At 41.3% G+C, this 24613-nt stretch carries 17 protein-coding genes; 10 read left to right on the top strand and 7 right to left on the bottom strand.

From position 1 onward, the window contains the following. The first annotated feature begins 47 nt into the window (after positions 1-47). Complete coding sequence (gene msrA, locus BLQ87_RS18365) at positions 48-539, top strand: peptide-methionine (S)-S-oxide reductase MsrA (protein ID WP_074609635.1); 492 nt, start codon at positions 48-50, stop codon at positions 537-539. Positions 540-767: 228 nt separating this feature from the next. On the opposite strand, the gene BLQ87_RS18370 is transcribed toward msrA, so the two are convergent. Together BLQ87_RS18370 and BLQ87_RS18375 are read right to left on the bottom strand one after the other, a co-directional pair. Then, positions 768-2300, bottom strand: coding sequence for a Dyp-type peroxidase (locus tag BLQ87_RS18370; protein ID WP_074609637.1), 1533 nt, complete (start codon positions 2298-2300; stop codon positions 768-770). 24 nt (positions 2301-2324) lie between these two features. Continuing rightward, entirely contained in the window at positions 2325-3017 is a 693-nt protein-coding gene (locus tag BLQ87_RS18375; protein ID WP_074609640.1) for a hypothetical protein, read from the bottom strand. 465 nt (positions 3018-3482) lie between these two features. Between BLQ87_RS18375 and BLQ87_RS18380 the strand changes: the two genes are divergently transcribed. The 3 genes from BLQ87_RS18380 to BLQ87_RS18390 all read left to right on the top strand — a co-directional run bounded on the left by BLQ87_RS18380 (position 3483) and on the right by BLQ87_RS18390 (position 5057). Continuing rightward, entirely contained in the window at positions 3483-3788 is a 306-nt protein-coding gene (locus tag BLQ87_RS18380; protein WP_074609642.1) for an NIPSNAP family protein, read from the top strand. Between the two features lie 120 nt (positions 3789-3908). Then, on the top strand, positions 3909-4448 hold the full coding sequence (locus tag BLQ87_RS18385) for a Crp/Fnr family transcriptional regulator (protein ID WP_074609644.1): 540 nt from the start codon (positions 3909-3911) through the stop codon (positions 4446-4448). A gap of 60 nt (positions 4449-4508) precedes the next feature. After that, positions 4509-5057, top strand: coding sequence for a DinB family protein (locus tag BLQ87_RS18390; RefSeq protein WP_074609646.1), 549 nt, complete (start codon positions 4509-4511; stop codon positions 5055-5057). 64 nt (positions 5058-5121) lie between these two features. Here BLQ87_RS18390 and BLQ87_RS18395 read toward each other — a convergent pair whose 3' ends face one another. The 3 genes from BLQ87_RS18395 to BLQ87_RS18405 form a co-directional block, all read right to left on the bottom strand. Further along, on the bottom strand, positions 5122-7560 hold the full coding sequence (locus BLQ87_RS18395) for a phosphocholine-specific phospholipase C (protein WP_074609648.1): 2439 nt from the start codon (positions 7558-7560) through the stop codon (positions 5122-5124). A 73-nt stretch (positions 7561-7633) separates the two neighbouring features. After that, complete coding sequence (locus BLQ87_RS18400) at positions 7634-9118, bottom strand: SusD/RagB family nutrient-binding outer membrane lipoprotein (protein ID WP_074609651.1); 1485 nt, start codon at positions 9116-9118, stop codon at positions 7634-7636. Positions 9119-9150: 32 nt separating this feature from the next. Then, positions 9151-12294 (bottom strand): SusC/RagA family TonB-linked outer membrane protein, encoded by a 3144-nt coding sequence (locus tag BLQ87_RS18405; protein ID WP_074609653.1) that lies wholly within the window; start codon positions 12292-12294, stop codon positions 9151-9153. Between the two features lie 571 nt (positions 12295-12865). Between BLQ87_RS18405 and BLQ87_RS18410 the strand changes: the two genes are divergently transcribed. Next, the gene (locus BLQ87_RS18410) at positions 12866-13813 is read left to right on the top strand and encodes a helix-turn-helix domain-containing protein (RefSeq protein WP_074609655.1); all 948 of its coding nucleotides are present in this window, start codon (positions 12866-12868) and stop codon (positions 13811-13813) included. A gap of 64 nt (positions 13814-13877) precedes the next feature. Here BLQ87_RS18410 and BLQ87_RS18415 read toward each other — a convergent pair whose 3' ends face one another. Then, positions 13878-14549 carry a hypothetical protein gene (locus tag BLQ87_RS18415; RefSeq protein ID WP_074609657.1) on the bottom strand — a complete coding sequence of 224 codons (672 nt, stop codon included), beginning with the start codon at positions 14547-14549 and terminating at the stop codon, positions 13878-13880. A gap of 76 nt (positions 14550-14625) precedes the next feature. Next, complete coding sequence (locus tag BLQ87_RS18420; protein WP_074609659.1) at positions 14626-15711, bottom strand: acyltransferase family protein; 1086 nt, start codon at positions 15709-15711, stop codon at positions 14626-14628. A 769-nt stretch (positions 15712-16480) separates the two neighbouring features. On the opposite strand from BLQ87_RS18420, the gene BLQ87_RS18425 reads away from it, so the two are divergent. From BLQ87_RS18425 to BLQ87_RS18445, 5 genes are all read left to right on the top strand, one after another. Then, on the top strand, positions 16481-17050 hold the full coding sequence (locus BLQ87_RS18425) for an RNA polymerase sigma-70 factor (protein ID WP_074609661.1): 570 nt from the start codon (positions 16481-16483) through the stop codon (positions 17048-17050). Positions 17051-17151: 101 nt separating this feature from the next. After that, complete coding sequence (locus BLQ87_RS18430; protein WP_083361932.1) at positions 17152-18282, top strand: FecR family protein; 1131 nt, start codon at positions 17152-17154, stop codon at positions 18280-18282. A gap of 232 nt (positions 18283-18514) precedes the next feature. Then, positions 18515-21847: a TonB-dependent receptor gene (locus BLQ87_RS18435; protein ID WP_074610007.1), complete on the top strand. Its 3333-nt coding sequence runs from the start codon at positions 18515-18517 to the stop codon at positions 21845-21847. Between the two features lie 14 nt (positions 21848-21861). Beyond that, positions 21862-23685 carry a RagB/SusD family nutrient uptake outer membrane protein gene (locus tag BLQ87_RS18440; RefSeq protein WP_074609663.1) on the top strand — a complete coding sequence of 608 codons (1824 nt, stop codon included), beginning with the start codon at positions 21862-21864 and terminating at the stop codon, positions 23683-23685. Between the two features lie 12 nt (positions 23686-23697). Beyond that, positions 23698-24579, top strand: coding sequence for a discoidin domain-containing protein (locus BLQ87_RS18445; RefSeq protein ID WP_083361933.1), 882 nt, complete (start codon positions 23698-23700; stop codon positions 24577-24579). Positions 24580-24613: the final 34 nt, after the last annotated feature.

Consider the following 24613-nt stretch of genomic DNA (forward strand, 5'->3'; position numbering starts at 1 on the left):
TTTACCTATCGGCACCGTATCTTTATTCCATAAAAAAGTAAAACGATATGGATACTGAAAAAGCAATTCTGGCCGGCGGCTGTTTTTGGGGAGTAGAGGAACTGATCAGGCAATATCCTGGTGTGATTTCCACGGTAGTTGGATACACGGGAGGAGATGTGCCCAATGCAACTTACAGGAACCATGGAACACATGCTGAAGGCATAGAGATCGTATTTGATCCCGAAGTTTTATCCTATCGTGCACTTCTTGAATACTTCTTCCAGATCCACAATCCAACTACACGAAACAGGCAGGGAAATGATATCGGCACTTCTTACCGTTCTGCTATCTTTTTTATAAATGAAACGCAACGTGAGACTGCAAATACATTAATTGCAGATATGGAAGCCTCCGGAATCTGGCCAGGACCAATTGTAACGGAAGTGGTTCCTGCAGCTGATTTTTGGAATGCCGAAGAGGAACACCAGGACTATTTGCAAAAACAGCCTTACGGGTATACCTGTCATTTTGAAAGGCCGGATTGGAAACTATCCTAATTCCACAAAACAAACAAATCCATTACTTCGAAAAATAGGTAGCCACAGGTAAACATCAGCTAAAAGCGTACTGACGCCGTTGGTGAGTTTTTGTGCCAATTGGTAAAGCTTCCTACTTCGGCCGGTACGGGTTGATCGTGCGTATCTATCCCTTTTTTCAAAGGCTTTCATCATGTTTAAATAAGAGCGTTTTTTCCATAATAAAGTTTTGTTGAATTATAGAATTATTTACATCGGTGGTATTTTTCCTTCTGATATGTACCTTAGCGCATTTATTCCCGGCAGGAACACATAGAGACTGCCATCGGTGCGGATAAAGCGGGTAAGGCCAGTTTGATCTTCATATGGCGGATTATTTCCTGTCTGTCCCACATAGTATTCCAGGTTCTGATGATTTGGATCGGGATCACTTGGCTGAGGCCCGAATAATGGATCTATGCCACTGTTGTTAGGAGTGTCGGGATTACGGAACGAACCCGCAGAGATCCATTGGCTCATAATGAATTGGAATTGATTGAAAAGATCAGCACCGATAAATAAACCCACCAAGCCCCTTTGTATGCCCGGTGTTTCTCCTGGCTGATAAACAGGTCCATATGGTGAAGCACGGCGCATTACCCGATGCTGGACCGCATTCTGTGGTTCACCGTTTACAGGCTCGTTCCCTTTAACATAATTGTCATCTCTGGGGTTTGACCTGCGGATATGAGCTGTATAGGGGCAACGTTGGCCCAGGTTATCCTCAATCGCTGGCCTTTTTTGGTTAGCGGTAGGAGTAATGTAATTAAAGTTGGTATAATCAAAATCTTTCAGACTTTTGTCCTCCCCATTTGGCGATACCTCTAAAGGGGTTCCGTCAAACCAGCGGCCACACATTTTGGCGGCAGTCAGCTCTGGATTTGAGCTGGCGTTGATAAAGGTATTAAAAGCTTCAACATCCTGATATAACAACCGAAAAGCCGCAAAACTGCCATTTAATAGCAATGGATGAGCTTTGTATGGCACATCTTTGTCAAGGCTGATCGCAAAATGATAGGCTGGCACAACCGGACGGTCGTCTATGGTGCTGATTCCATTTTTTAACCGGTTGGCCGTTTTGTTCCATGGGACTTCAGCAACACGGGGTTGCGATAAACTATCCTTATAACCAAAGTGGATATAGTCCGGATCTTCATCTACTATGATGGGGTCAGAATCTTTAAAAAATGCAGGCACAACCGCAGGCTGGCCAGCAATAACCGGAATCATACCTAATAAAAGATCATAATATTTATCTCTGTCTTCGGGGATATTCACGTACAGTGTTAGCTGCAGGTGTAATTCGTTGCCGGTTGCCGTTGGTGGTTCCGTTAACAACCATCCGCCTGACCTGCTCCACCAGTTGGCCGGAGCACTTTCGTCCGTATCGCCTATCAACTCTGTATTGTTAGGATCTGTGGCGCCTGGCGGATATATATTGAAAAGTTTCGGACTGGTTTTAGCTACGGAAGAACAATTTTCTTTTCCTATTAACTGAAGCAGCCCGGGGTAAGAGATCCCCAGATTTAAACAATACTCAGGTTTTATTCCTCCCGGCCATGGCCTTGCAGTAGTAATACTAAGCGGCGACTCGCTTTCCGGCAATAAGGCCGCACAAAACTTTTGTGCCCCCGAGGGGTTCTGTATTTTTAAGATGATGTATCGTATATACTGGAAATTGTATCCACGGAGTATCAACCCTTGTATATCATCAAGGGTAGTATTTGAAGAAAGTCCTGTCATATAGATTTAAGTTAAATCGATCTGCTATGGGTTACATTGAGGCTGTACGGATTTTCCGAAAACTACATTTGTTGCCGGAGGAGAAGGCCACAACTGATTTGCATTGGGATAATATTGAAGGATTTTGCCGACAGTGAGTCCGGGGAACGTTGCACCAAAGATCGGGTTTTTAATTGCTTTCGGATCAACATAAGCTACTCCCGGAACTACAGGATTTGCAAAGTTATACTTCATGAGCAGGCAATTGAACGCATCTGGATTGGCTACTACTCCTCCGTTTTTTTTGATGAAATTAGCAGAGTTAGGACCATCCGGATCTATACCTGGTATATTGCTTTCGTCTAAAAGTTTAACAATCAGATTCAGGCCCTTAGCAATTTCAGGTTGTTGAACGAATGAACCAATATAGGGTGCAAAATCTGCATCATATATGGCTTGTACGACCAGCAGATCTTTATTCTGTTCTGTTTGGAAACTGGTCACATGAATCGGAGGCCGGGTGTTTGCCGGCAATGCATAAAAGAGAAAAAAGTGTACTCCTGTAGATGCCCGCAAATCGGGACCTGGATCAGAAACCTGTAATGTTTGTTGTTGAAGTTCATGAACACCCGCTAAAGCTTGTTTCCAGGTGCCTTTTGTAATGGGCAAAAAAAGGAACAGCATGTGTTGTTGTTCAGGTGCACTGATAAAGGTGAGAGGGTTAATTGCAGTTGACATATTTTTGTCTAAATATTGATGGTACCTACTCTATTCAGGCTTTTCGGTGTCCGCCTTCAAAAAAGATTGATATCTGATCGACGATCTACTTATGATCAATAAGCACCATATACCGTGATATATAGTTCAATGATCCGGGGCAGGAAGTATGCTGATTTGAGAGCAGCTAATCGTATATCTGATTGTTTTTTAACAAAAGAGCTAAAATCAATCTGTTTAATTTGATATTAAAAATAATTCAGGGACAAAAACATAAAAGTTTTAACACATCATTATGTGTAATAATATCAACCTAAAGCTAAGGTAATATAATGACAATTACAATGTTTAAATATAAGATTAAACTGAGCAGGAAGAAAGGACTGAAATTTCTGGCAAATTAGTAGCAACTTAGCCTGCGGTGGTTATATTTGAGGCAATGAAAAATTTGTCAGCTGTACATTTATTTAAAAATTGAATACTACTATGGTTACTTGTCATTTAAAATATATTATTGATCCTTATCAATTGGCCGCTTTTGAAGCATATGGTAAGAAATGGATTGAATTGGTAAACCGTCTTGGCGGACAGCATCATGGTTATTTCATGCCGGGTGAAGGGGCCAGCAATATTGCATTTGCACTATTTTCATTTCCAAGCCTGGCTGACTATGAAATTTATAGAAACCAAATGCAGACCGATCCGGAATGTCTGGAGACAATCAGAATTGCACAGGAAAACAGATGTATCATCAGTTATGAACGTACATTTCTGAGACCTGTATTTGAATAGCTGGTATTTACCCACTTTGGTTACAAGAATGGAATAGATTTCTGAGATATCTGAAAGGAAATGTTTTTGACGCCGGAGGATGGTACGATTGGCATGAGGAAATAAAATCAAAATAGAAGGATGGCTGAGGAACACGCTTTTACACTAAACCTAATCAATTCGTTAAAAGCCGGGGGAAAGAAAAGGATCTGCTCCAGAGGGGAATTGTTACTTAAAGAAGGTGAAATTGAAAAGAACCTATATTACATAGAATCTGGTGCGGTACGTGTTTTCTTACTGTCGGCACATGAGGAGCAAACTATTCGTTTGGGGTACGAGGGTTCAATCATCAATTCCCTGTCCTCTTTTCTTAAGGGGAACCCATCTGAGTTTTATGTGGAAGCCATTAGGAAAACAACCTTAAAAGTGCTTTCCAAAGCAGCGCTCTCTGACCTTGTAAATAAAAACATTGAAAATCTAAACGGATACAATTCCTTATTGGAAACGGTGATTGCACAGCAAATGGAGCGGGAGATCGACTTACTTACCATTTCTCCGGCAGAACGCTTACAAAGGGTACTTCAGCGAAGCCCGAACCTTTTTCAGCACATCCCTTTAAAATATATTGCTGCTTACTTAAGGATGACTCCTGAAACATTGAGCCGCATCCGAAATTCTTGATTTCAATCAAGTTGTATAAAATACATTCTCTTCATTTTTGCAGAAATAAAGCAACCGGAAATGAAAATAAGAAATGAAGCGCTCATACAAGAGCTTTTGGAAATCACCCAGAAGTCAACCCGTTCAATTAACAAAATCAGGACCTTAGCTATCACCCGTTTAAAGTATAAAAGTAATTCGGAGACATGGAGTGTTTTAGAATGCATCGAGCATTTGAATCTATATGGTGACTTTTACCTTCCTGTTATAGAACAAGCGATTCTTTCCAATGAGTCCTCTAAATTTCCGGGAGTATTTCGTAGTGGTATCATTGGCAACTATTTCGTTAATTTAATTCGGGTTAAGTCCGGAGCAGTTAAAAAGATGTCCGCACAAAAGGAAATGAACCCTTTAAATTGTGATTTAACCATCACTACGGTCGATCGGTTTTTAAAGCAACAGCAGCACTTGGAATCATTGCTGATACAAGCTAAAGCCATTGATCTGGTTAAAGCTAAAACACCGGTTTCATTAACCAGATTGTTAAAATTAAGATTGGGCGATACTTTACGGTTCCTGGTATATCATATCGAAAGACATGTCTTACAGGCGGAGCGCATAGCTGATTAAGGTAACCATGGGGATCTCAACGTTTCTCCCCGGAAATTCAGGACGAAACGTTGAGATCACATCATTAATATTGTCTGCCCATCAGGGGATCCGTAAAACTTTCTTTAGCATGTTCTGCATGTCCGGCAAATTGCTGGCTATACACTTCGTTCTTCTCTGTTGTTACCGTAAAATCATACCAGCTATGGCTTGCTTTGAGATCGATTGGAATAAAAATCTCCTCCTGATTTTTGTTCAGCACTGCTTTTAGCATTGGTTTTTTATAGCTATTGTCCTTTATCATGAATTTAATCGGGTTGCCTTTGGCTAAACGCCTGATGTGTAGCAGCACATTCCCATTTACCCGTCTGCCATCTTTTTCACTTTGATACTTTAAAGAGATGGCAATTTCAGGATCATGGGCATTACCGGTGTACCTGCGGTAAAAGCCGTTCGAGCTGTAGACTTTTAGATCATAAGTTTCGGCATTAAAATCAGCCAATGGCCAGTTGTAGTCAATAGTGTCGCCTGCATCAACGGTAAAATTCCAGTTTTTGTCCCCACTGTAAACGATAAAACCTGCACCTTTGGAGCGGTCCCCAAAAAAGGTTTTTCCTGCAGTAAAATCTATCTTAAACTGTTTGCCTGCGCGATCCAATGCCGCATCTGCATACAGTTCATAAGGGATGGCATTTGCAGGTTTAATACCTGGTTCCTGTTTAGGTAAATTGGGGTTATCCTTTGGATGCTTAAGAATTCCGGCTATAGCTGCCTTATCCAGATTTTTAAAGTTGCTGGGTAGTTTTGCAAATTTAGCCTTATGAATCCCTTCTAAAAAAGGCATTCTTTCTACTGCTTTTGGCAGGGGAATGTGTTCTCCGTTATAGGGTCTGAAAACCGAAGTTAAATCACCACACAAGCTTCTTCTCCAGGAACTGATGTTATCTTCATAAATCTTTTTACCCGTTTTATGGGTTAGGAAATGCTCCAGAAATTGAATCGACGAAGTATGGTCGAAGGTTTGAGAGTTCACATAGCCACCTCTGGACCAGGGGGAAACCACTACCATCGGCACCCGGAAACCTAAACCTACCGGACTTTCTCTCTTGCTATGTTCGCCCTTATAAATATATTCTGAGCTGCTGTCTAATGATTTGGATATTTTTCCTGCCGCTGCGTCTTTCGGGTTCGGTGCCACAAAGGGAGGTAAATGATCGAAATACCCATCATTTTCATCGTAAGTAAGGATAAAGATCGTCTTCTTCCATACTTCCGGATTTTTTGTTAAAATATCGATCGCTTCCGATAAGTACCAGGCACCATACCATGGTGCTCCCGGGTGGTCGGAGAAATTGGAAGGGGCAACCAGCCAGGAAACAGTAGGTAGTTTGCCGGCATCAACATCGGTACGGAACTGATGCAATACATCGCCTTTAGGGATTTTAGCTGTTCTTTGAGTCCCGTTATCGTCATAGGTCAGGGTTTCCAGCTTATGGAAATCAGGATCATTCCGATTGGTAACAAAAGCTCTTTTATGTAGATCCAGCTGTTCCGGACTCAGTTTATCTAAGGTGTTTACTTCCAGGAAGTCAATTTCTTTACTTACAAAATCCAGCTTTTCCTGAAGTTTAGCATCCGCCTTTTCTTTTAATTTGCTTTCCAGCTCAGTCTTTGCCTTACGTAGATACGTCAGATGTTCCGGATGTCTTTTAACATGATATTGTTTGAAAAACTCCAGGTCATTGTCCGTGAAATTAGAAAGCCAGTCGTCCTCTTCATCTTGAAAACCTACGCCCACACTCAGTTCATTCTGGTAGATCTTCCAGTCGACATCATGTTTCGACAAACGTTCCGGAAAAGTACTCCAGTTTAAGCGTTCCGAGCCATCAATAAATCCGTTGGAGTGGTGAGCCATGGAACTTTCCTCTTGTTTTTCCCTGATCTTACCTGTCCAGAAGAAACAGCGGTTAGGACTTGTTCCTGTCAGGACAGAACAAAAATTATGGTCGCACACCGTAAAGGCATCCGCTAAAGAATAGTAAAAAGGAATGTCTTCCCGGTTGTAATAACCCATCGTCAGGGGCATCTCTGCATACGCCTTATTGCCGGATTTTTTTGCTTCCAGCCAGCCATCATAACGGCCATTGTTGCGGCCATCCACCTGATTTTCCCAGGAATGGGGAAGGGAGCTCATCCAGGTCGCTTTGGTGTCTTTAATATTTAACCTGAAAGGCGCATAAGTCTCTCCCTTTTTGTTGCTTTGCAGCCAGACCGGATACTGGTTAGGTAAGGTAATGGCTCTGGGGTTGTTAAATCCCCTTACTCCTTTAAGCGTACCAAATGCATGGTCAAATGACCTGTTTTCCTGCATCAGGAATACGACATGTTCTGCATCTAAAAAGGTGCTTCCTACTTTAGGATCGATGGCCATTGCCCTTTGTATCGAGGCTGGTAACATTCCCGCAACGCCAAGGGCGCCGGTTAATAATGTGGCTTTCTTAATGAAATCTCTTCTGCTTTCCATTGAATTGTATTGTAAAAAAGGATTGATCAGCCTAAACTAATCAATCCTTTTAAAAGTTATTATTTGTCGTTGCTTATTTTACCCACCAAACCTGCTGGTTGATCTTGTCGTTGCCTGCACCGAATTGATTTTCGATTGCTTTGGAAACGTTAGCCCTGTTGTTATCATATTCTGTTTGCGGGTAAATCCAGCGGAAAGGAACATTCACTCCCTGTGGCCTGCGGAATTCCGGATACCCTGTTCTGAGCTGGTCGTAGAAAGCGCTCCATCCGGATTGAAAAAATGTTCTCAAATACTTCTGATTAGCAATTTGTTCGATTTTTTGTTCGGTACTCGCGCTAAGTGCCAGGTCATTTAGAGGCAGTGCTAAATATTCGTTGGCTTTTTCTTCTGTAAAAAAGGCAGTATATCCTTTAACATAGTTCTGATAGAATTTGAAAGAGGCTTTTACTCCATTTTTATAATGCGCGTTGGCATCTCCTGAAATCCAGTTTCTCACAATGGCTTCTGCAATGATGAATTCCTGCTCTGCATAGCCCATTAATACCAGGGGCTCATTTATAGGATCACCCGGAAAGCGGAGATTCACTTTCGATACTTTACCTGCCGCCGCTTTGATGCTCGTTTCTGCATAAGGGGCTGCGGGATCTCCACCTTCATAGGAGCTAAAATCATCAATAGCTTTACCCGCTTCTTTGGCAACTTTTGTTTGGGTGCAATAGGCAAATAAACGTGGATCTTTTCTGGCCTGCAGCTGTTCGATAAACGTGGCACTCATAAACATTCCCGAGCCAAATCTACTCGAGTTAAACTCCGGATAGCGGTTTCCTTCCTGATCTAAAAATATCAGTTGACCATCGCCGCCGGCGTCTGTTCCTGTAAGCAGTTCGGCTTGCATTACCTGCGCAAATGTTTCCTTAACTTTTAAGTCAGCATCATTTTCTTTTTTTGAGAGGGTCATCAGGACTTTTAACCGGAAAGCATTGATCAGTCTGCGCCATTTGGCTGCATCGCCCTTATAAATAATATCGCCTGCAATGTTCGCATTAATGCCTTTGAGCATCGTATTGGCTTCGTCCAGTTCTTTAAGGATTCCAATAAAAACCGCCTTTTGAGTATCGTAAACCGGCGCATAGTTTTTTTCGCTTTCGCCTTTTAGTGCCTGTGAATAAGGGATGTCGCCAAAAGTCAGGGTTAAGTTATAAAAATAATAAGCCCTGAAGAATTTGGCCAGTGCTATATAAGAATTGTCTTTAATTCTATCAGCTTCTTCGACCATTTTGGTCACATCTCTAAGGTTCGCATAAGGTGAAAAATCCCCTCTTCCCCATTTAAAATACTGGCCCTCGCTCTCTCCGTCGGTTTGAACGAGCATGCGGTTTGCATATAAAGGAGAGGTGCCACCGAAAGCACGGAAAGCATTCCATTCTACTTTTGTCAGCAATAGCTGAGGGTGGGCCTGAATAGGTTTATTCGGATTGATATTCATGAGATCCTGATCCTTACATGAGCTGATCAGGAGTGCTCCGGCTAATAGACTATATATTAATTTCTTCATCGTTGTTTTTTTAATGGTGATCAGGTTTGTTCTTAAAGTTTGATGCCTATAGAGAAGCCGATAAATCTTGCTGAAGGATCCTGCAGGTTGTCGTCATCACCGTAATCTGGATCTAACAATGGCATTTTCTTCCACATCAACGGGTTGTAGCTATATGCAGAGAGGTGTATTGATTTTAAACTGCCTACTTTAACAATTTTTGCAAGGTCATATCCAACGGATATCCTTCTTAGTTTAAAGAAGGAACGGTCAAAAACATTGGCAAATTTCTTGTTTTCTCCTTCGGTTACCCTTGCCTGATAAGGGTAGATCTGGCTCCAGGTTTGCCAGTTCACAGCGGTTGTATTTTGTTTATAAGTCCGGGTATCGGACAATACATTTCCGTTTACATCTCTTTTAAGTTCACCGCCGGTAACGACTACACCGTTGGGTATATATATAGATTTTCCGGCGGCATATTCTGCATCCCTATACTCGACAGAGTTTGGATGTTTACCACCCCACCACATTTTTTCGATCGTTACCGAACGCATCACGCCACCCCATGCACCATCAATATCGATATTGATGTCAAAACCATTAATCATGAATTTGTTTTGAAGACCCAGACGCCATGTCGGGTCTTTATGACCAAGATTTACATTGAAATTGTCTTTTGTAGGCAGGCCTGTATTCGCATCGAGGATAACTTCTCCAGTTGCACTTTTTTGCCATACCGTTCCATAAAAGCTATCTGCCCTGTCATTTAGTTTCAGGTCTCCGAATTTACTCTGGTTGTTGTAGATTTCTACAAGTTTCTTTGCTGAGGTACTCCAGTTCGCCCCGATGTTCCAGCTAAAGTTCTTGTTTTTTATCGCACTGAAATTACCCACAATCTCCAGTCCCTGGGTGCGGTATTTGTTGCCGTTTACCTTACGTGTGGGGAAACCGGAAGCCTCTGAAGTATTTAAATCAATGATCTGATTTTCGTCGATCACATTGTAATAGGTGAATTCCAAACCCACTCTTTTTACTACTGAAGTGGAAAGTCCAACCTCATAAGAGGTGGATTGTTCAGGTTTAATGTTGGGATTAATCAATCCTTTCGGATAGCCCACCGATGGTGTTGAACCGTAGGTGATGTCTTTATCATAAGCTGAACTCACGCTGTATGGACTAAGGTCATTAGATACTTTTGCCCATGAGGTATAAACTTTCAGGTAATCCACAGCTTTTGGCAGATGGAGATAATCAGAAACCATAGTGCTCAATGATGCGGATGGGTAGAAGTAAGACCTGTTTTCTTTGATTAACGCGGAAGACCAGTCATTTCTTCCTGATACGTTAAGATATACGGCATTGAATAAGTCGAAGGTTGCCGAGGCGTATACGCTGCGGATGGATTTCTGTTCTAGTTTATTCGAGGCCTGTACCGGTCCTTGTGTATTGTTTAAGCTGTATACGTAAGGTACAATTAAACCGTCACTGGATGCATATTCCTGCTGAACATCTCTGTTTAGCGTAGATGCTCCTGCGTTTAAAGTGAAGCTCAGGTCTTTCGATATTTCTTTATTATAAGAGGCCAGGAAATCCAGGTCGACATTCATTTGAGAATTGTTCCACATCTTATAGTCACCATTTCTGGAATCGCCATAGTTCATATAAGATTTAGGGCTTTTCATGCTTTCAAAAGATTTGTTTTCTCTTCCGGAAGCTCTTGCCTGCAAGCTTAATCCGGGCATGACCTGCCACCTTAATTTTGCCTGTGCATTGACTACGTTTCTGTTCTGAGCTTGTGTCAACTCTTCGGAAGCAAAGTAGGGGTTGTTGTACCAGGCATAATTGTAATTGGCTTGTCTGTAACCCTCCATACCCGGAACATAAAGGTGATCTCTCAGGTCTTTTCCGTTTACATCATCACCCATCCAGATGAGGATGGTATACATGTGGTTTTTAGGACCGTAGCCGTAGCGTGGATAGTTGGGCGAACTTACTTTATTATAGGATAAGGAGGCATCCAGCTGAAGATTGTTCGTCAGGTTAAAGGAAGAGTTAAAGTTTGCACCGCCTGTAGTCAATGAGGTATTGGGTACCTGACCTCTTTGGAAACCATATTTTCCCGATACATAGAAACGGGCCTTAGCGGTCTTGTAAGCAACAGAAAAATCATTGTTGGTCACGATTCCGGGTCTGAGAAAATCCTTCAGGTTATCATGTCTTACCCAGTCCGTAGGTACTCTTTCGTACTTGGATTTATCATCATAAATGGTGCCTTTAACATTTCCCCACCATGCGATGGTCTCTCCGGTTTGTTTGTTTCTGATTGGGCTGTTCCATTGTGCAATTTTAACGCCTGGTTGAAATTTTGGTCCCCAGATCATGTCGCCATCCGAAATACCCCCATCTTCACCATCCCAGAATTCATACTTTCCATTGGAACCATTTCCGTATTCAGTTTGGGTTTTTGGAAAAACGGTAAAACCGGCGGTCACCATATTGTTGGTATTGATATTGATTTCCAGTCCGTCTTTTTCAGCGTTTTTTGTGGTGATCAGGATCGCACCGTTTTTACCTCTTGAGCCATATAAAGCAGAGGCTGATGTTCCTTTTAATACGTTGATATTGGCAATGTTGTCTCCTGAAACATCAAAGAAGTCTGTTTCTACAGGAATACCATCAATCACAATTAAGGGGTTTTTACCTCTTAAAGAGAAAGAAGGTGGCTGAAACATACCCGTAGGATTGCTTACTGTTAGTCCTGCTACCTGTCCGGATAAAGCATTCCCGATATTCATTGTTTTTGATTCCGACAAGACATCCATTTTCACTTCTTGTGTCGCATATCCCAGCTTTTTCTTTTGTTGTTTGATACCGATTGCAGTAACTACAACTTCACCAAGGGTCTTTGAATCTTCTTGTAAAACGATGTCCGCCTGAGTCCTTCCGCTAACCGCTATCGTTTGTGAAGTATATCCCAGAGCGCTAAAGGATAGGCTGGCATCTGTAGAAGCCGAAATGCTGTATTTGCCGTCGAAGTCGGTAATCGTAGCTTTGGCTGTGTTTAACACTTTTACTGTCACTCCCGGAATGCCAAGACCTTTGATGTCTTTGACGACTCCCTTAATGATATTTTGCGCCATTGCTACCTGGGTAAGAAACAGGGACAGCAGGCTAAATAGTAGTAATTTTCTTTTCATATTTGTGCTTGGTTTTTACCTGCAAATCTAGATTCAGGTTGTAAAACGAATATGAAACTGGCATTATGGTTATATTTTTCTGCGATACAGTCCGTTCTTTAGGGTTATGAAATTTTACCGCGTTAAAGATGCTGCTGGAATTGGCTAAAACGGTTTTAAGTGAGGTTTTTAGCGCTTTTTTTTAATAACAAGAAATATTGCAGCCTTAGTTTTGGTGGTAATTTCAGCGAGTCAGTCAGGTTGTTTATTAACCAGGTATTAGCTTTTTGTTATGAGATTGTTTTTCCGGGTTGCTGATGCTGTACCAACGATACCCGCCTGAGCGGGTACCTTATGGATGAGTCTCCTGAGAGGGGGGAGAAAAAAATATTGTTTTGAGTCCTGAATTGTCTTTTTTGGATGATCCTGATCAAATCTATTTACATTTTTATGAAAAAAGTAATTTTATAAGGGCCATGCGGTACGGGATTATAATCCCGAATCAATAGGCGGAAAAAAAGGCGCTGCGTTTTATCCTTAATTATCAATTAGCATTATCAATAATTTGGAAATAAACTTATCTTTACTCAATATGTCTAATCCTCATCCTGTCCAGCTGGTTCTTCAACAGCTTTCTTCTTTTCATCCGTTAAGTGCTGAATTAAGTCAGGAATTTGTGGAGAATTCTTCGGAGGTTTTTTTTAAAAAGGATGAGTACCTGATGAGGAAAGGAGAGCTGAGTACCCATGTTTACTTTGTATTAAAGGGAATTATTAGCGGACAGATTACGAGTAAGGAAAAAACAATTACCACTTTTATCACTGTTGACGGAGAGTTTTTGTCTGCCATCGAAGGGATGTATGGGGAGAAGCCCTGTGTTGAAGATGTGAAGGCCGAGGAGGATTCCTACCTGTTGGCCATGTGTTCATCTTACTTCCATAGTCTGTACGACCGATTTCCGGAGATGAACGTTATTTTCCGAAAGGTTCTGGAGATGTACTATGGTGATGCCCATTATCGTTCCATTTTTATACGAATGGGGAGTGTGGAAGATAAGTACATCTATTTCCTGAGGACATTTCCGGAGCATGCAGAGCGTATACCGGTAGAAGTTGCGGCCTCCTTCATGAATCTTAAAACGGCTACACTGGTGAAAATGATCAGCAAGATGAACGCCGGAAAAACGTTGAACCAGCAATTGTCCAAAGAAGATATTCTGGAAAATATGGAAAAGTTTAAGTACTATCTACAGAAAAAACTCACACTTAAGGAACTCGCCGACCGCTTGAATATCAACCCCCATCAGCTGTCTTATCTTTTAAATGTACACTTCAATGAGAACTTTAACAGTTTTATCAACCGGCTCAGAATAAATTATATCCTTGATCAGTTCTCAATTCATGATAACCTGCAACAGTATAGTATTGACGGACTGGGACGTCAGGCTGGCTTTTCTTCCAAAACTACTTTCTTCACTGAATTTAAAAAGCGGATGGGTCAAACTCCATATACTTATCTTCAACAGCATAAGTTATCCTAAAATTATACGCATAAAAAAAGACAAGTGTTTTTCTTGTCTTTTTTTATGTGCTGGCGATACATAATTAAGAATTATAAACATCAAACTCTTCATATTCATGTTTGATTTTGCTGAGTTTGCCATTCTTGAAATATAACCGGACAGATGAACGTCCTGTTTTTCCAGGTTTCACATCCATGAAGAAGCTAAAAGCCCATTCCTCATAATTTGCCATAGCCGGATCAAAGGGCTTTCCAAGAGGCTTTCCTGGCAGAGTGATTTGATAATTTTTATAAGCGGGTATCTGATAGATCGCCTTTAATTTGGTGTAAAGGGCATTTATAGGATCATTTTTATAAATCGCTATTTCGTCCGGAACATCCAGCGGCCATTTTGGTGATTCTTTGGGTAGGGCGCTACCAGCATCTATGGAAATTATTTTGTCCCCGTCAAATTGGATAGTCACCCGCTCTAACTTGCCGGTATTCGTTTCCAGACTGATGAGGTTATAAAAAGTGACACGGTTTTTTATCTCGTCAGGATTGGAGAAAGATTGCTGTTTAACAAGATCAACATCATTGACATTCTTTTCTTTACCCAGTTGCTGAAGCTGAGCATAAACATCTGAGTAGGAGCTTCCAATTTGAAGGCCCCATTTGCTCCCCTTGGAAATGGTTTCTATGCGGGGAGTGTTGTTTTCCTTTTTGCAGGAAAACAACACTAATATTGGAATGATTAAAATGAATATTCTTTTCATGATCAGTTGTTGGTTCTGATAAAGAAACGTACACCTGATCAGATTCGCTACAATGAATGCCGAAAAAAATACCGGTTTAATTCTGCTTCCTTTTGCTGGTCAGGTATTTCCGTACCGGAATGTCAAAAGCAACCATTACAAAATAAGCAATGCAGGTCAATAGAATTGTTCCTGTAATGATGATTAAGGTGAGCTGACTTGTTCCTGGTTTATGACTGGTATAATAATTTAAGAACATCCAGATGAACGCATAATGGGTCATGTACAAGGGATAGGAAATCTTTCCTGAAAACACACATAGCTTTTTAAATCCCTGGCTTAATGCAGCACCTGCACCGAGGGAAAGTAATAAAGGAAAATAAACGAGAACAACCAGTGGTTCTGTGATCCAGTTCCATTTGCTATAGGGCATCAGGAAGGCCAATAATAACAATACCGACAGCCCGATAAAACCCAGTTTATTTTTAATGATCAGATTGAAACGGAAGATCAGCAATCCAGCTAAAAAGGAATAAAAAATACGGGCACCGCCATCCCAGGCATTTGGTCCTCCCCATCCGCCCAGAAGCGATCCTCCGGCACGATGGCTCACATAACACAGTACTCCGGCAGCAATGACGGTTAATACAACCAGATAACGGCGATGAAGTCTGCATAGTACCAAAGCATAAACGATATTGGCCACATATTCCCAGAATAATGACCAGGCAGGGGCATTTATTCCGAATAAATTGAAAGAACGCTCTTCAATCACGGGAAAGGGAATCATAAAAACGGAAGCAAGAAATATCAGTATAATTTTTCCTGCGCTGTATACTTCCGGATGTCCTCCAAATGGATCAAAAAGGAAGGCCAGTAAACCCAATATGGAGCCTAAAATTACCAATGGTTGTAGTCTGATCAGCCTGGATTTAAAAAACTGACCAAGGCCCATTTTGCCGATCCGGTCGTCATAGGCATAGCCGATTACAAATCCGGATAAACAGAAGAAGAAATCTACGGCCAGAAATCCATGGGCAATGAAGTTTTTGTCAGGGAGATAAACCATTTCCATGAAATGAAAAATTACAATGGAAATCGCTGCTATTCCTCTTAATCCATCAAGAATTTCGAAATGTTGTTTTGTTTTTAATAAGTCAGGACTTAGTTCTTTTGTAGACATTTATAATTGGTTTGGTTTCAGTTGTGTTTTCAAGGTTACCAAATTATAGGGATTCCGTCAAGCTTCCGGGGGCAGGTATCGTCAAAAAGAACTGCTTTAGAAGAATACTATCATTATTTTTACTTAACTGACGTTCATTAACGCACATGCAAGGTTCATTTTTGAACAGCCGGAAACTCAAAAGTTGTTGTCGTATAGGTAGATGGAACTTTTTTATTTCTGGCCCTTATTCATATTGGTGGACTAGCCATTGGGATGAGCTGCTGCCTGATGTTTTTGCTATACGTGAATTATGAATGGAGTTAGGATAAACAGTGTCGGACTGCAGACCGTATTTATGCAGTGTATAAAAATTACCGGTCCGGCGGTCAGACCTTTACTTGTGGCGATTTTCTAATGGCTTTATTTTTATCCCTGCTGATCGCTTTATTAACGATCAGCCTGCAGGCTTTTAAAGTGGCAAAGGCCAATTCGGTAGATGCCTTAAAATATGAGTAAGATATTGGGTAAATCTCTACACAAGGAATATTAGAACACCTGACGGAAAAAATATGCAATTCTTTTTTTCTGTTGATAAGGGGTTAATGTCGAAATATGTTACAACACACATACAAAAGTTAAGGATTTTATCTTGCTCCTCTGATTAATTAATTGAAATGATCCGATCGGAGATTTGGCGGATTTATTACTATTGCCTTCATTCCCTGGAACCTGCCTGCCAGCCCTCTATATTAATTTAATATGATATATTCGTTTTTTTGTAACATCTATGTTAGAGCATCAGGACGATTCAGATACAGCACTATTTCACTTAATACAGTTAAGTGACCGTTCTGCTTTCAATGAATTGTATAAGCGACATGTTCAGGCTTTATTCAGGTATGCGAATGGGATCCTGAATGATCGGGATGCCACTAATGATGTTTTACAGGAAGTCTTTATCTGGTTTTGGAATAACCGCAATCAGATCAGGCCCAGTTCGATAAAGAGCTATCTGTTTGTTGGTGTCAAGTTTAAAATTGCCAATTACATCCGTGATGGTAAACTAAGGGATTCTGTTTATACCAAAGTTAAAGATGTCGGGATGGGCGACTTGTTTTATGACCATGATGAACTGGAAGTAAAGGAACTCAGAGCGTTCATTTATGGGTTTATTGAAACACTTCCGGATAAGTGCAGGTATGTTTTTCAACTCAGCAGGGTAGAGGGGTTAAGTCATAAAGAAATTGCTGAAAAACTAAACATTTCTGAAAAAACAGTAGAGAATCAGATCAGCATTGCTTTGAAAAAATTGCGTCAGAAAATGACCAAAAATCCTTTGTTGAGCATTTTATGCTAGTAAATAGCTGATGTGGATCAGAAAGTAATATTATTTTAATTTTCTTTTGGGGGGAGTCATCTTTTCAAGGTTTCTATACATAACGAACCGACAAAACTGATATGAAAGAAAGTGAATTCTTAATGCTGGCAGGCAAAGTATCTGATGGGACTGCTTCATATGCGGAGCTTTCCCTGTATAATGCTTACCTGAATTTTTTGCAAAAGAACGCTTCAGATACCGGAGCGGAGTTGACGGGAGAGGAAGTGTCTGTATTGTGGGATAAGATCAATCTGGGTACTGAAGAGCGCCCGGCAACAAAGTCATTTAGCCTGATTTACAAAATAGCGATCGCAGCTTCTGTCCTGATGATTTCAGGACTAGGGATTTATTTTTTCAATCCTAACCATGTATTAAAACCTACGGAAAACCTGGAGCTGGTTGCTGATATCCAGCCAGGAGGAAATAAAGCAGTGCTTACCCTTGCTGATGGGCATCAGGTTGCCTTGAACGACAGTTCGAATAGAATCATAACCGCAGAAAATGGAATGCAGATTCATTTGAACGATGGCGGTGAATTGGTTTATCAGATTACAGACGACAAAAAGATTAAATCTGATTACAATAAAATAGAAACAGGCATCGGTGGGCAATACCAGGTTATCCTTCCTGATGGAACAAAGGTCTGGCTGAACTCTTCTTCATCACTTCGCTATCCTACAGTATTTAATACAGGGGAAAGAACAGTTGAACTGAAAGGAGAGGGATATTTTGAAGTGACAAAAGATAAGACCAAACCGTTCAAAGTGATCACAGAAACTCAACAGGTAGAAGTGTTGGGAACGAAGTTTAACATTAATGCTTATCCCGAAGAAGAACACATCAGAACCACACTTTTACAGGGAAGTGTGAATGTCGGTGTGCTGAATAAAACATCAGCTTATACTTTGAAGCCGGGAGAACAGGCGGTATTGACTGCTCAGCACTTTAAGATTGCAACCGTTGATACCGAAGAGTTTATTTCCTGGAAAGATGGCTATTTCCTGTTTAATGATGAACCAATTTTTACCGCAATGAGAAAGCTTGCCCGTTGGTATGATGTGGAAGTGGTGTACGAAGGTGATTTTAAAGACATCAATTTCGGAGGATCAGTATCGAAATCCAATTCCCTGCAAAAGACATTGAAAGTACTACAGTCCACAAATAAACTGAAATTTAAAATCGAAGGAAGGAGGATTAAAATTATGAGGTAGCATTTTACTCAATTTTAGTCCATGAATCCGGAAGTGTTTGCCCACTCCCGGATAAATAAGTGGATTACATAAACCTAAATCAACAACTAACCATTTATCAAACAATCAAGAAGTCAAACTATTGGCACGCTCGTGCTATGGCTTTCTGTTAGATCCAATAACCAAATGTATGAAAATTTACGATCCCAACTCGTATGATATTTACTGTCTGAAGGATAAAATTTTATTGACCATGAAACTGATTGTAGTTTTAATTATCGCTGGTTTTTTACAGGTAAGTGCTGCCACTTATGCCCAAAAGAAAATCACGGTATCCGTTGAAAATGCCCCCATTGAACTGATTCTTAAAACGATCAGAAAGCAAAGTGGATTTAGCGTTTTTTTTATCCAGCGGGACCTGAAAAATGCTTTACCCGTAACCATGAGTGTGAAGGAGGTTTCACTGGAAGAAGCATTGGAAAAATGCTTTCATAACCAACCACTTACGTATATTATTGAATCGAATACAGTCGTGGTAAAGGAGAAACCAGCTCCTGTAAAAACAAGCAAAGCCCAGTTTACCATCTCGGGAAGGGTAAAAGACAATTCCAATCTGCCACTTCCCGGTGTATCCGTCCGGGTAAAGGGCAGTACCAATGTAAAGTCTAGCGACAACCAGGGTAAATATAGTATCCAGGTAGAACTGAAGGATAGCCTGGAGTTCTCTTATGTGGGCTATGTAAAGCAGGTATTGATAGTCAAAGGATTGGATAATATAGATGTCACCATGATCCCAAACGAAGGTAGCCTTGATGAAGTGGCTGTGGTAGGATTCGGAAAGCAAAAGAAGATCAGTATCGTTGGTGCAATACAGAGCATTAAACCGGAAGAACTGAGAATTCCCACGAGCAATATTTCTAATGCCTTTGCAGGAAAGCTTGCCGGGGTAATTGCCGTTCAGCGTTCAGGACAACCTGGAGCGGATGGATCTTCATTTTATATCAGAGGAATTTCCACTTTTAATGGCGCTACAAACCCATTGATCATTTTAGATGGTGTAGCAGTTTCATCAGGAGATCTGAATGCCCTGGCACCGGAAGTAATCGAAAGCTTTTCGATTCTTAAGGATGCGACTGCAACTGCCATTTATGGAAGCAGGGGAGCAAACGGAGTGATGATCGTGACCACTAAAAGTGGCAAGGATTTAGATAAACCGAGAATCAATGTGAGGTTGGAAAACTCTGTTTCTTCCCCTACAAAAATTCCGAAATTTGTTTCCGGAACAGAATATATGAAACTCTTCAATGAAACTATTGCAGGAAGAGGCTCCAGTGAAGTTCCTTATACACAGGATAAAATTGATGGGACAAGGGACAGACTGGATCCTTATGTATATCCTGAAATTGACTGGTACGATGAGATGTTTAAAAACGCGGCTTATAACCAGACGGTGAACCTGAATATTCTGGGTGGTGGAAAAAAGGTCGACTACTTTTTAAGTGCAACACTAAATAATAATTCCGGTCTGATCAGGGATTTTAACGTCAATACTTTCAAAAATAATATTTCCGTGAAAAGGTATTCTTTTCAGAATAACCTTAATGCAAACCTGAGCCAGGACACCCGGGTGTCTTTAAAACTAAATACCCAGCTCCGGGATTTTCGTGGCCCGGCTAAAGATGCCGAGGGGATTTTTGGGGATATCATGAATGCCAGTCCGGTTGATTTTCCATTGATGTTTCCTAATAATGCTGCTGAACGGAGGGACGTTTTTTTTGGTGGCCGTTCCGGAGGAAACGTAAACGCTGGTTATTTAAACCCATTTGCAGAAATGGTGAAAGGATATACCAATAATTTTCAAACCACTGTAATTGCAACCTTTGATGCGGAACAGAAATTGAATTTTATCACCGATGGATTGACGGTTAAAGGATTGGCTTCCTTTAAAAACTGGAGCAATACCAATACGGTAAGGAGCGGTGGATATAATAATTATGAAATAAAAAATCTGGTTAAGAATCCCGATGGTACTTATAGCTATGACCTGGCGATGATCGGCACCCCTCAGTCGGCAGCACTTGGAACAACTGGTTCTACAAGTGGCGACAGGATGCTTTACTTTCAATCTTCACTGGAATACAGTAAAACACTGGCCGAAAAACACAATGTTTCCGGTTTGTTACTATATAACCAGGAAGAATATAGTGTAAATAATCCTACTGACCTGATCAGTTCCTTACCAAGGAGAAGGCAGGGTATTGCCGGAAGAGCAACTTATGGATTTGACAACAAATACCTCGCTGAATTTAACTTCGGATATAATGGTTCAGAGAACTTTGCTAAGGGAAAGCGCTTTGGATTTTTTCCTTCTGTTGCAGTGGGGTACGTACTGAGCAGTGAAGACTTCTTCAAATCTTTATCTGCAACGATCCCTTTACTGAAATTCCGTGCTTCGTGGGGTAAGGTCGGAAACGATCAGATTGCAGGCGCAAGGTTCCTTTATATGTCTGATCTTAATCTTGTTGGACAGGGGTATACCACTGGTCTGGATATGAATTATGGAAAATCCGGACCTACTTTTGCCCGTTTTACCAATAATGACATTACCTGGGAAGTCGGAAAAAAAATCAATGTAGGGATGGACCTGAACCTGATGAATAAGGTTAACCTGGTGGTTGATTTTTATAGAGAAAACAGGTCGGGTATCTTCCTGGAAAGAGCAGGGATTCCCGGCTTCTTTGGAACAGACGGGACCAAGGTTTACAGTAATATTGGAGAAGTCCGCAATCAGGGGATGGACCTTTCCCTGGATTATAACCATGATTTTGGAAATGGTTTCTTTATGAGTCTGAAAGGAACATTTACTTTTGCAAGAAATAAGGTCATCAATAATGATGAACCTCCGTTTACCAAATACAAAAACCTTTCTGCTGTAGGTTATCCGATTGGTACTCCGCTTGGTTATCTAGCGGATCGTCTCTTTATTGACGATGCCGACATCAAGGCGCATGCCTTGCAACAGATTGGCGGAGTGATCATGCCGGGGGATATCAAGTACCTGGACATTACCAATGGGGTAGACGGCCTGAACATCATCAACAGTTCGGATATGATGAGGATGGGATATCCCGGAACTCCGGAGGTGATTTACGGATTCGGACCTTCATTTAAGCTTAAGAAATTCGATTTTTCTTTCTTCTTTCAGGGAGTAGCAAATACCTCATTTTTTATCAACGGATTCCATCCTTTTGGGCCAAGAACACAAAGAAATGTATTGCAGTTTGTTGCCGACCAGCGTTGGAGAGCAGATGATCCAAACCCTTATGCAACTTATCCAAGGTTATCTAAACTTGACTTGCCAAATAATACAGAAAACTCATCTTATTGGCTAAGAGATGCTTCCTTTCTGAAACTCAGAAATGTTGAGTTGGGATACACTTATAAATCAGCCAGGATTTATCTGAGCGGATATAATGTACTCACCTTCTCCAAATTTAAGTATTGGGATCCGGAGCAGGGTGGTGGAAATGGTTTACGCTATCCAAGTCAGCGGATTTTCAATATAGGTTTGCAAATGGGATTTTAATTAAGAATACGAAGATGAAATTCAAAAATATTATAGTATTAATGGTCGTTGCCCTGGTAATGGGAACGAATGCCGGGTGTAAGAAATACCTGGATGTAGTACCTGATGAACGTCCGACAGAGAAAGACATCTTCAGAGATGTATTGGCTGCCGAAGGATTTCTCTATTCCTGCTATGCTGCCATTCCAGGCCCAAGGAATACTTCGGGAGGAATTGACTTGATGACCTCAGATGAAATCGCCACTCCTTTTGAGCATGAGGCTGCATCTCAGTTTCCCCGTGGGAACTACAGCGCTTCCTCTCCGGTAATTTCTTATTGGAACAATCTTTATAAGGGAATCAGACAGTGCTATATTCTGATTAATGGAGTCGATGCGACACCAGGATTGGATGATGCTACAAAAATCAGGTATAAAGCAGAGGCGAAATTCCTGATCGGTTATTACCATTCTTTACTCATGAAATTGTATGGTCCGGTAATCATTCAGCGTACTGTTGCTGATGTGAATATGCCGGCAAAGGATTTTCCAGTCCGCAATTCTTATGATGAATGTGTGGATTTTGTAGTTAGTATTCTGGATGAGGCTGCTAAAGATTTGCCGGTAATGCCGGTGTCAACTTCCGAAGTAGGAAGGGCAACTTCTGTAATTGCAAAAGGGGTCAAAGCACGATTGCTTTTGTATGCCGCTTCTCCATTGTTTAACGGAGGCGGAGGTACTGTCGCAAGCTTCTATACCAACTTTAAAAACCAAGATGGAAAGCAACTGATTAGTCCCACATTTAATAAAGAAAAATGGAAAAGAGCTGCCGATGCTGCTAAAGAAGCGATTGATGTTGCGGAAAGTAATGGCTTTGCCTTGTACAAAAACAGCACTTATACCGCTTCATCATTGCCTTCCAATCCGGTGGAGAAAGATTTGAGGTTTACTTTTGTGGATAAAAATACAAATGAGGTGATCTGGGCAAGTACCATTCCGGAAGATATCTATAGCATTCAATATCTTTCAGGTCCCTTTGTGTCTAATGCAGCCGGCGGGGCTGCCGCTCCTTCACTGGCTATAGTAGAGCAGTTCTATACCAAAAACGGATTGCCAATAGATAAAGATCCTGCCTATAACTATGCAGGACGGTATGGGACTTCTACCGGACCAAACGGAGTCACAATGAACCTGAATCTGGATAGAGAACCAAGGTTTAATGCCTGGATTGCCTATCACAACAGTAAATATGAAATCATCAGGGGCGCGACAAAGGAAACAGTGGTTAAGTTTAGAAAGAATGATGCAAATGGGATTCAGAACAGATCTACCGATTATTCTACCACCGGATATTTAAATAAAAAAGGAGTGCATCCCCTGATTACACAAACTACATTAGGGGTAAATCAGCAATATCCTTTTCCTTTTATCCGTTTGGCAGAGCTTTATCTGGATTATGCCGAAGCATTAATTGAATATGGAAGCGACCTTTCACTGGCAAAGATTTATATCGATAAAGTAAGAGACCGTGCAGGAATTCCGGGTGTAGACGCGGCATGGGCTCCGATTGGGGGAGCTTCGGATCAGGGTACACTGCGGTCGGTTGTCCGTCAGGAGCGAACGATTGAACTTTACTTTGAAGGACACCGTTTCTGGGACCTCAGAAGGTGGATGGCAGCAGAACCTTTCGGAGTAAAAGTGAAGGGAATGAACATTCAGGGAGCCACAGATCCGGAATTTTTCAGGGTCACCGAACTGGTATTCCCAAGGTCCTTCCGTGTTCCCGCAAATTACCTGATGCCGATCCCGCAGACAGAGGTCAATAAAAATGAGGCACTTGTTCAAAACCCAGGCTATTAACATCGATTCTATATGAAAACTATATATATCATACTATTCGTATGCATGATCATTACGTCCTGTACCAAGGACAAAGAAACCCAAAAATCACCAACCTCAATCTCGGGTGTTCGCGCAGAGGCCAGAGTTGGGGGAGTGGTATTAAAATGGACATTGCCAAAAGACAGCAATTTCCTTTATGTGGAGGTCCGTTATCAGAAGAAAGGGCAGATGATCAAAACGCTGGTGAGTAAACATACCGATTCTCTGTTGGTAATAGGGTTGTTGAATAAACTGGATTATGCTTTTGAATTACAGGTGTTTAACCGGGATGGGAATGGGCCTAAAGCCGGTGAAACGATGACAACCAACAGCTTGAAGCCATTGGTCAGACCGGTAACCAAGACCTATCTCCCGGATCAATTGACTCAGGTAACAGGAATTACTCCTGCAATGCTGGAAACATTTACCCAGCAAAGTGATGAAGGACCAAAACAAGACCTGATCGATGGAAATATCAGTACCTACTGGCATTCTGCCTGGTCCGGGAATGTTCAGCCGCTCCCACATTGGGTCCGGATTAACTTTCCAACAGAAACGACCATCGGTAGTTTTAAATATTTTGTGCGTCAAAGTACACATGTAACAGCGAGACCCAATCAGTTTGCCATCGAAACAAGTACCGATGGATTGGTCTGGAAAAGAGAATGGACATCCAAACCTAATTTGCCGGTAGACCCTATGACTACCGAAAAACAACAGAATTTTGATAAAAACCTGACCTCAAAATTCTTCAGACTAATGCTTCTGGCCAATCAGGGGAATTTAAGCTATACACACCTGGCAGAACTTCGCCTGTTTAAAATGGCTGAGCAACAAACCGACCTGGAGAAACTTGCTGAAGATAATTATTAAACAATGCTCAAAATGCAGACGGAGGGAATATTCC

The sequence above is a fragment of the Pedobacter steynii genome (genome assembly GCF_900103665.1).
GTDB lineage: Bacteria > Bacteroidota > Bacteroidia > Sphingobacteriales > Sphingobacteriaceae > Pedobacter > Pedobacter steynii.

Bases quoted from the DNA above. Each gene is read 5' to 3' on its own strand.
- msrA (WP_074609635.1), top strand. From the start codon at position 48: ATGGATACTGAAAAAGCAATTCTGGCCGGCGGCTGTTTTTGGGGAGTA.
- BLQ87_RS18370 (WP_074609637.1), bottom strand. From the start codon at position 2,300: ATGACAGGACTTTCTTCAAATACTACCCTTGATGATATACAAGGGTTG.
- BLQ87_RS18375 (WP_074609640.1), bottom strand. From the start codon at position 3,017: ATGTCAACTGCAATTAACCCTCTCACCTTTATCAGTGCACCTGAACAA.
- BLQ87_RS18380 (WP_074609642.1), top strand. From the start codon at position 3,483: ATGGTTACTTGTCATTTAAAATATATTATTGATCCTTATCAATTGGCC.
- BLQ87_RS18385 (WP_074609644.1), top strand. From the start codon at position 3,909: ATGGCTGAGGAACACGCTTTTACACTAAACCTAATCAATTCGTTAAAA.
- BLQ87_RS18390 (WP_074609646.1), top strand. From the start codon at position 4,509: ATGAAAATAAGAAATGAAGCGCTCATACAAGAGCTTTTGGAAATCACC.
- BLQ87_RS18395 (WP_074609648.1), bottom strand. From the start codon at position 7,560: ATGGAAAGCAGAAGAGATTTCATTAAGAAAGCCACATTATTAACCGGC.
- BLQ87_RS18400 (WP_074609651.1), bottom strand. From the start codon at position 9,118: ATGAAGAAATTAATATATAGTCTATTAGCCGGAGCACTCCTGATCAGC.
- BLQ87_RS18405 (WP_074609653.1), bottom strand. From the start codon at position 12,294: ATGAAAAGAAAATTACTACTATTTAGCCTGCTGTCCCTGTTTCTTACC.
- BLQ87_RS18410 (WP_074609655.1), top strand. From the start codon at position 12,866: ATGTCTAATCCTCATCCTGTCCAGCTGGTTCTTCAACAGCTTTCTTCT.
- BLQ87_RS18415 (WP_074609657.1), bottom strand. From the start codon at position 14,549: ATGAAAAGAATATTCATTTTAATCATTCCAATATTAGTGTTGTTTTCC.
- BLQ87_RS18420 (WP_074609659.1), bottom strand. From the start codon at position 15,711: ATGTCTACAAAAGAACTAAGTCCTGACTTATTAAAAACAAAACAACAT.
- BLQ87_RS18425 (WP_074609661.1), top strand. From the start codon at position 16,481: ATGTTAGAGCATCAGGACGATTCAGATACAGCACTATTTCACTTAATA.
- BLQ87_RS18430 (WP_083361932.1), top strand. From the start codon at position 17,152: ATGAAAGAAAGTGAATTCTTAATGCTGGCAGGCAAAGTATCTGATGGG.
- BLQ87_RS18435 (WP_074610007.1), top strand. From the start codon at position 18,515: ATGAAACTGATTGTAGTTTTAATTATCGCTGGTTTTTTACAGGTAAGT.
- BLQ87_RS18440 (WP_074609663.1), top strand. From the start codon at position 21,862: ATGAAATTCAAAAATATTATAGTATTAATGGTCGTTGCCCTGGTAATG.
- BLQ87_RS18445 (WP_083361933.1), top strand. From the start codon at position 23,698: ATGAAAACTATATATATCATACTATTCGTATGCATGATCATTACGTCC.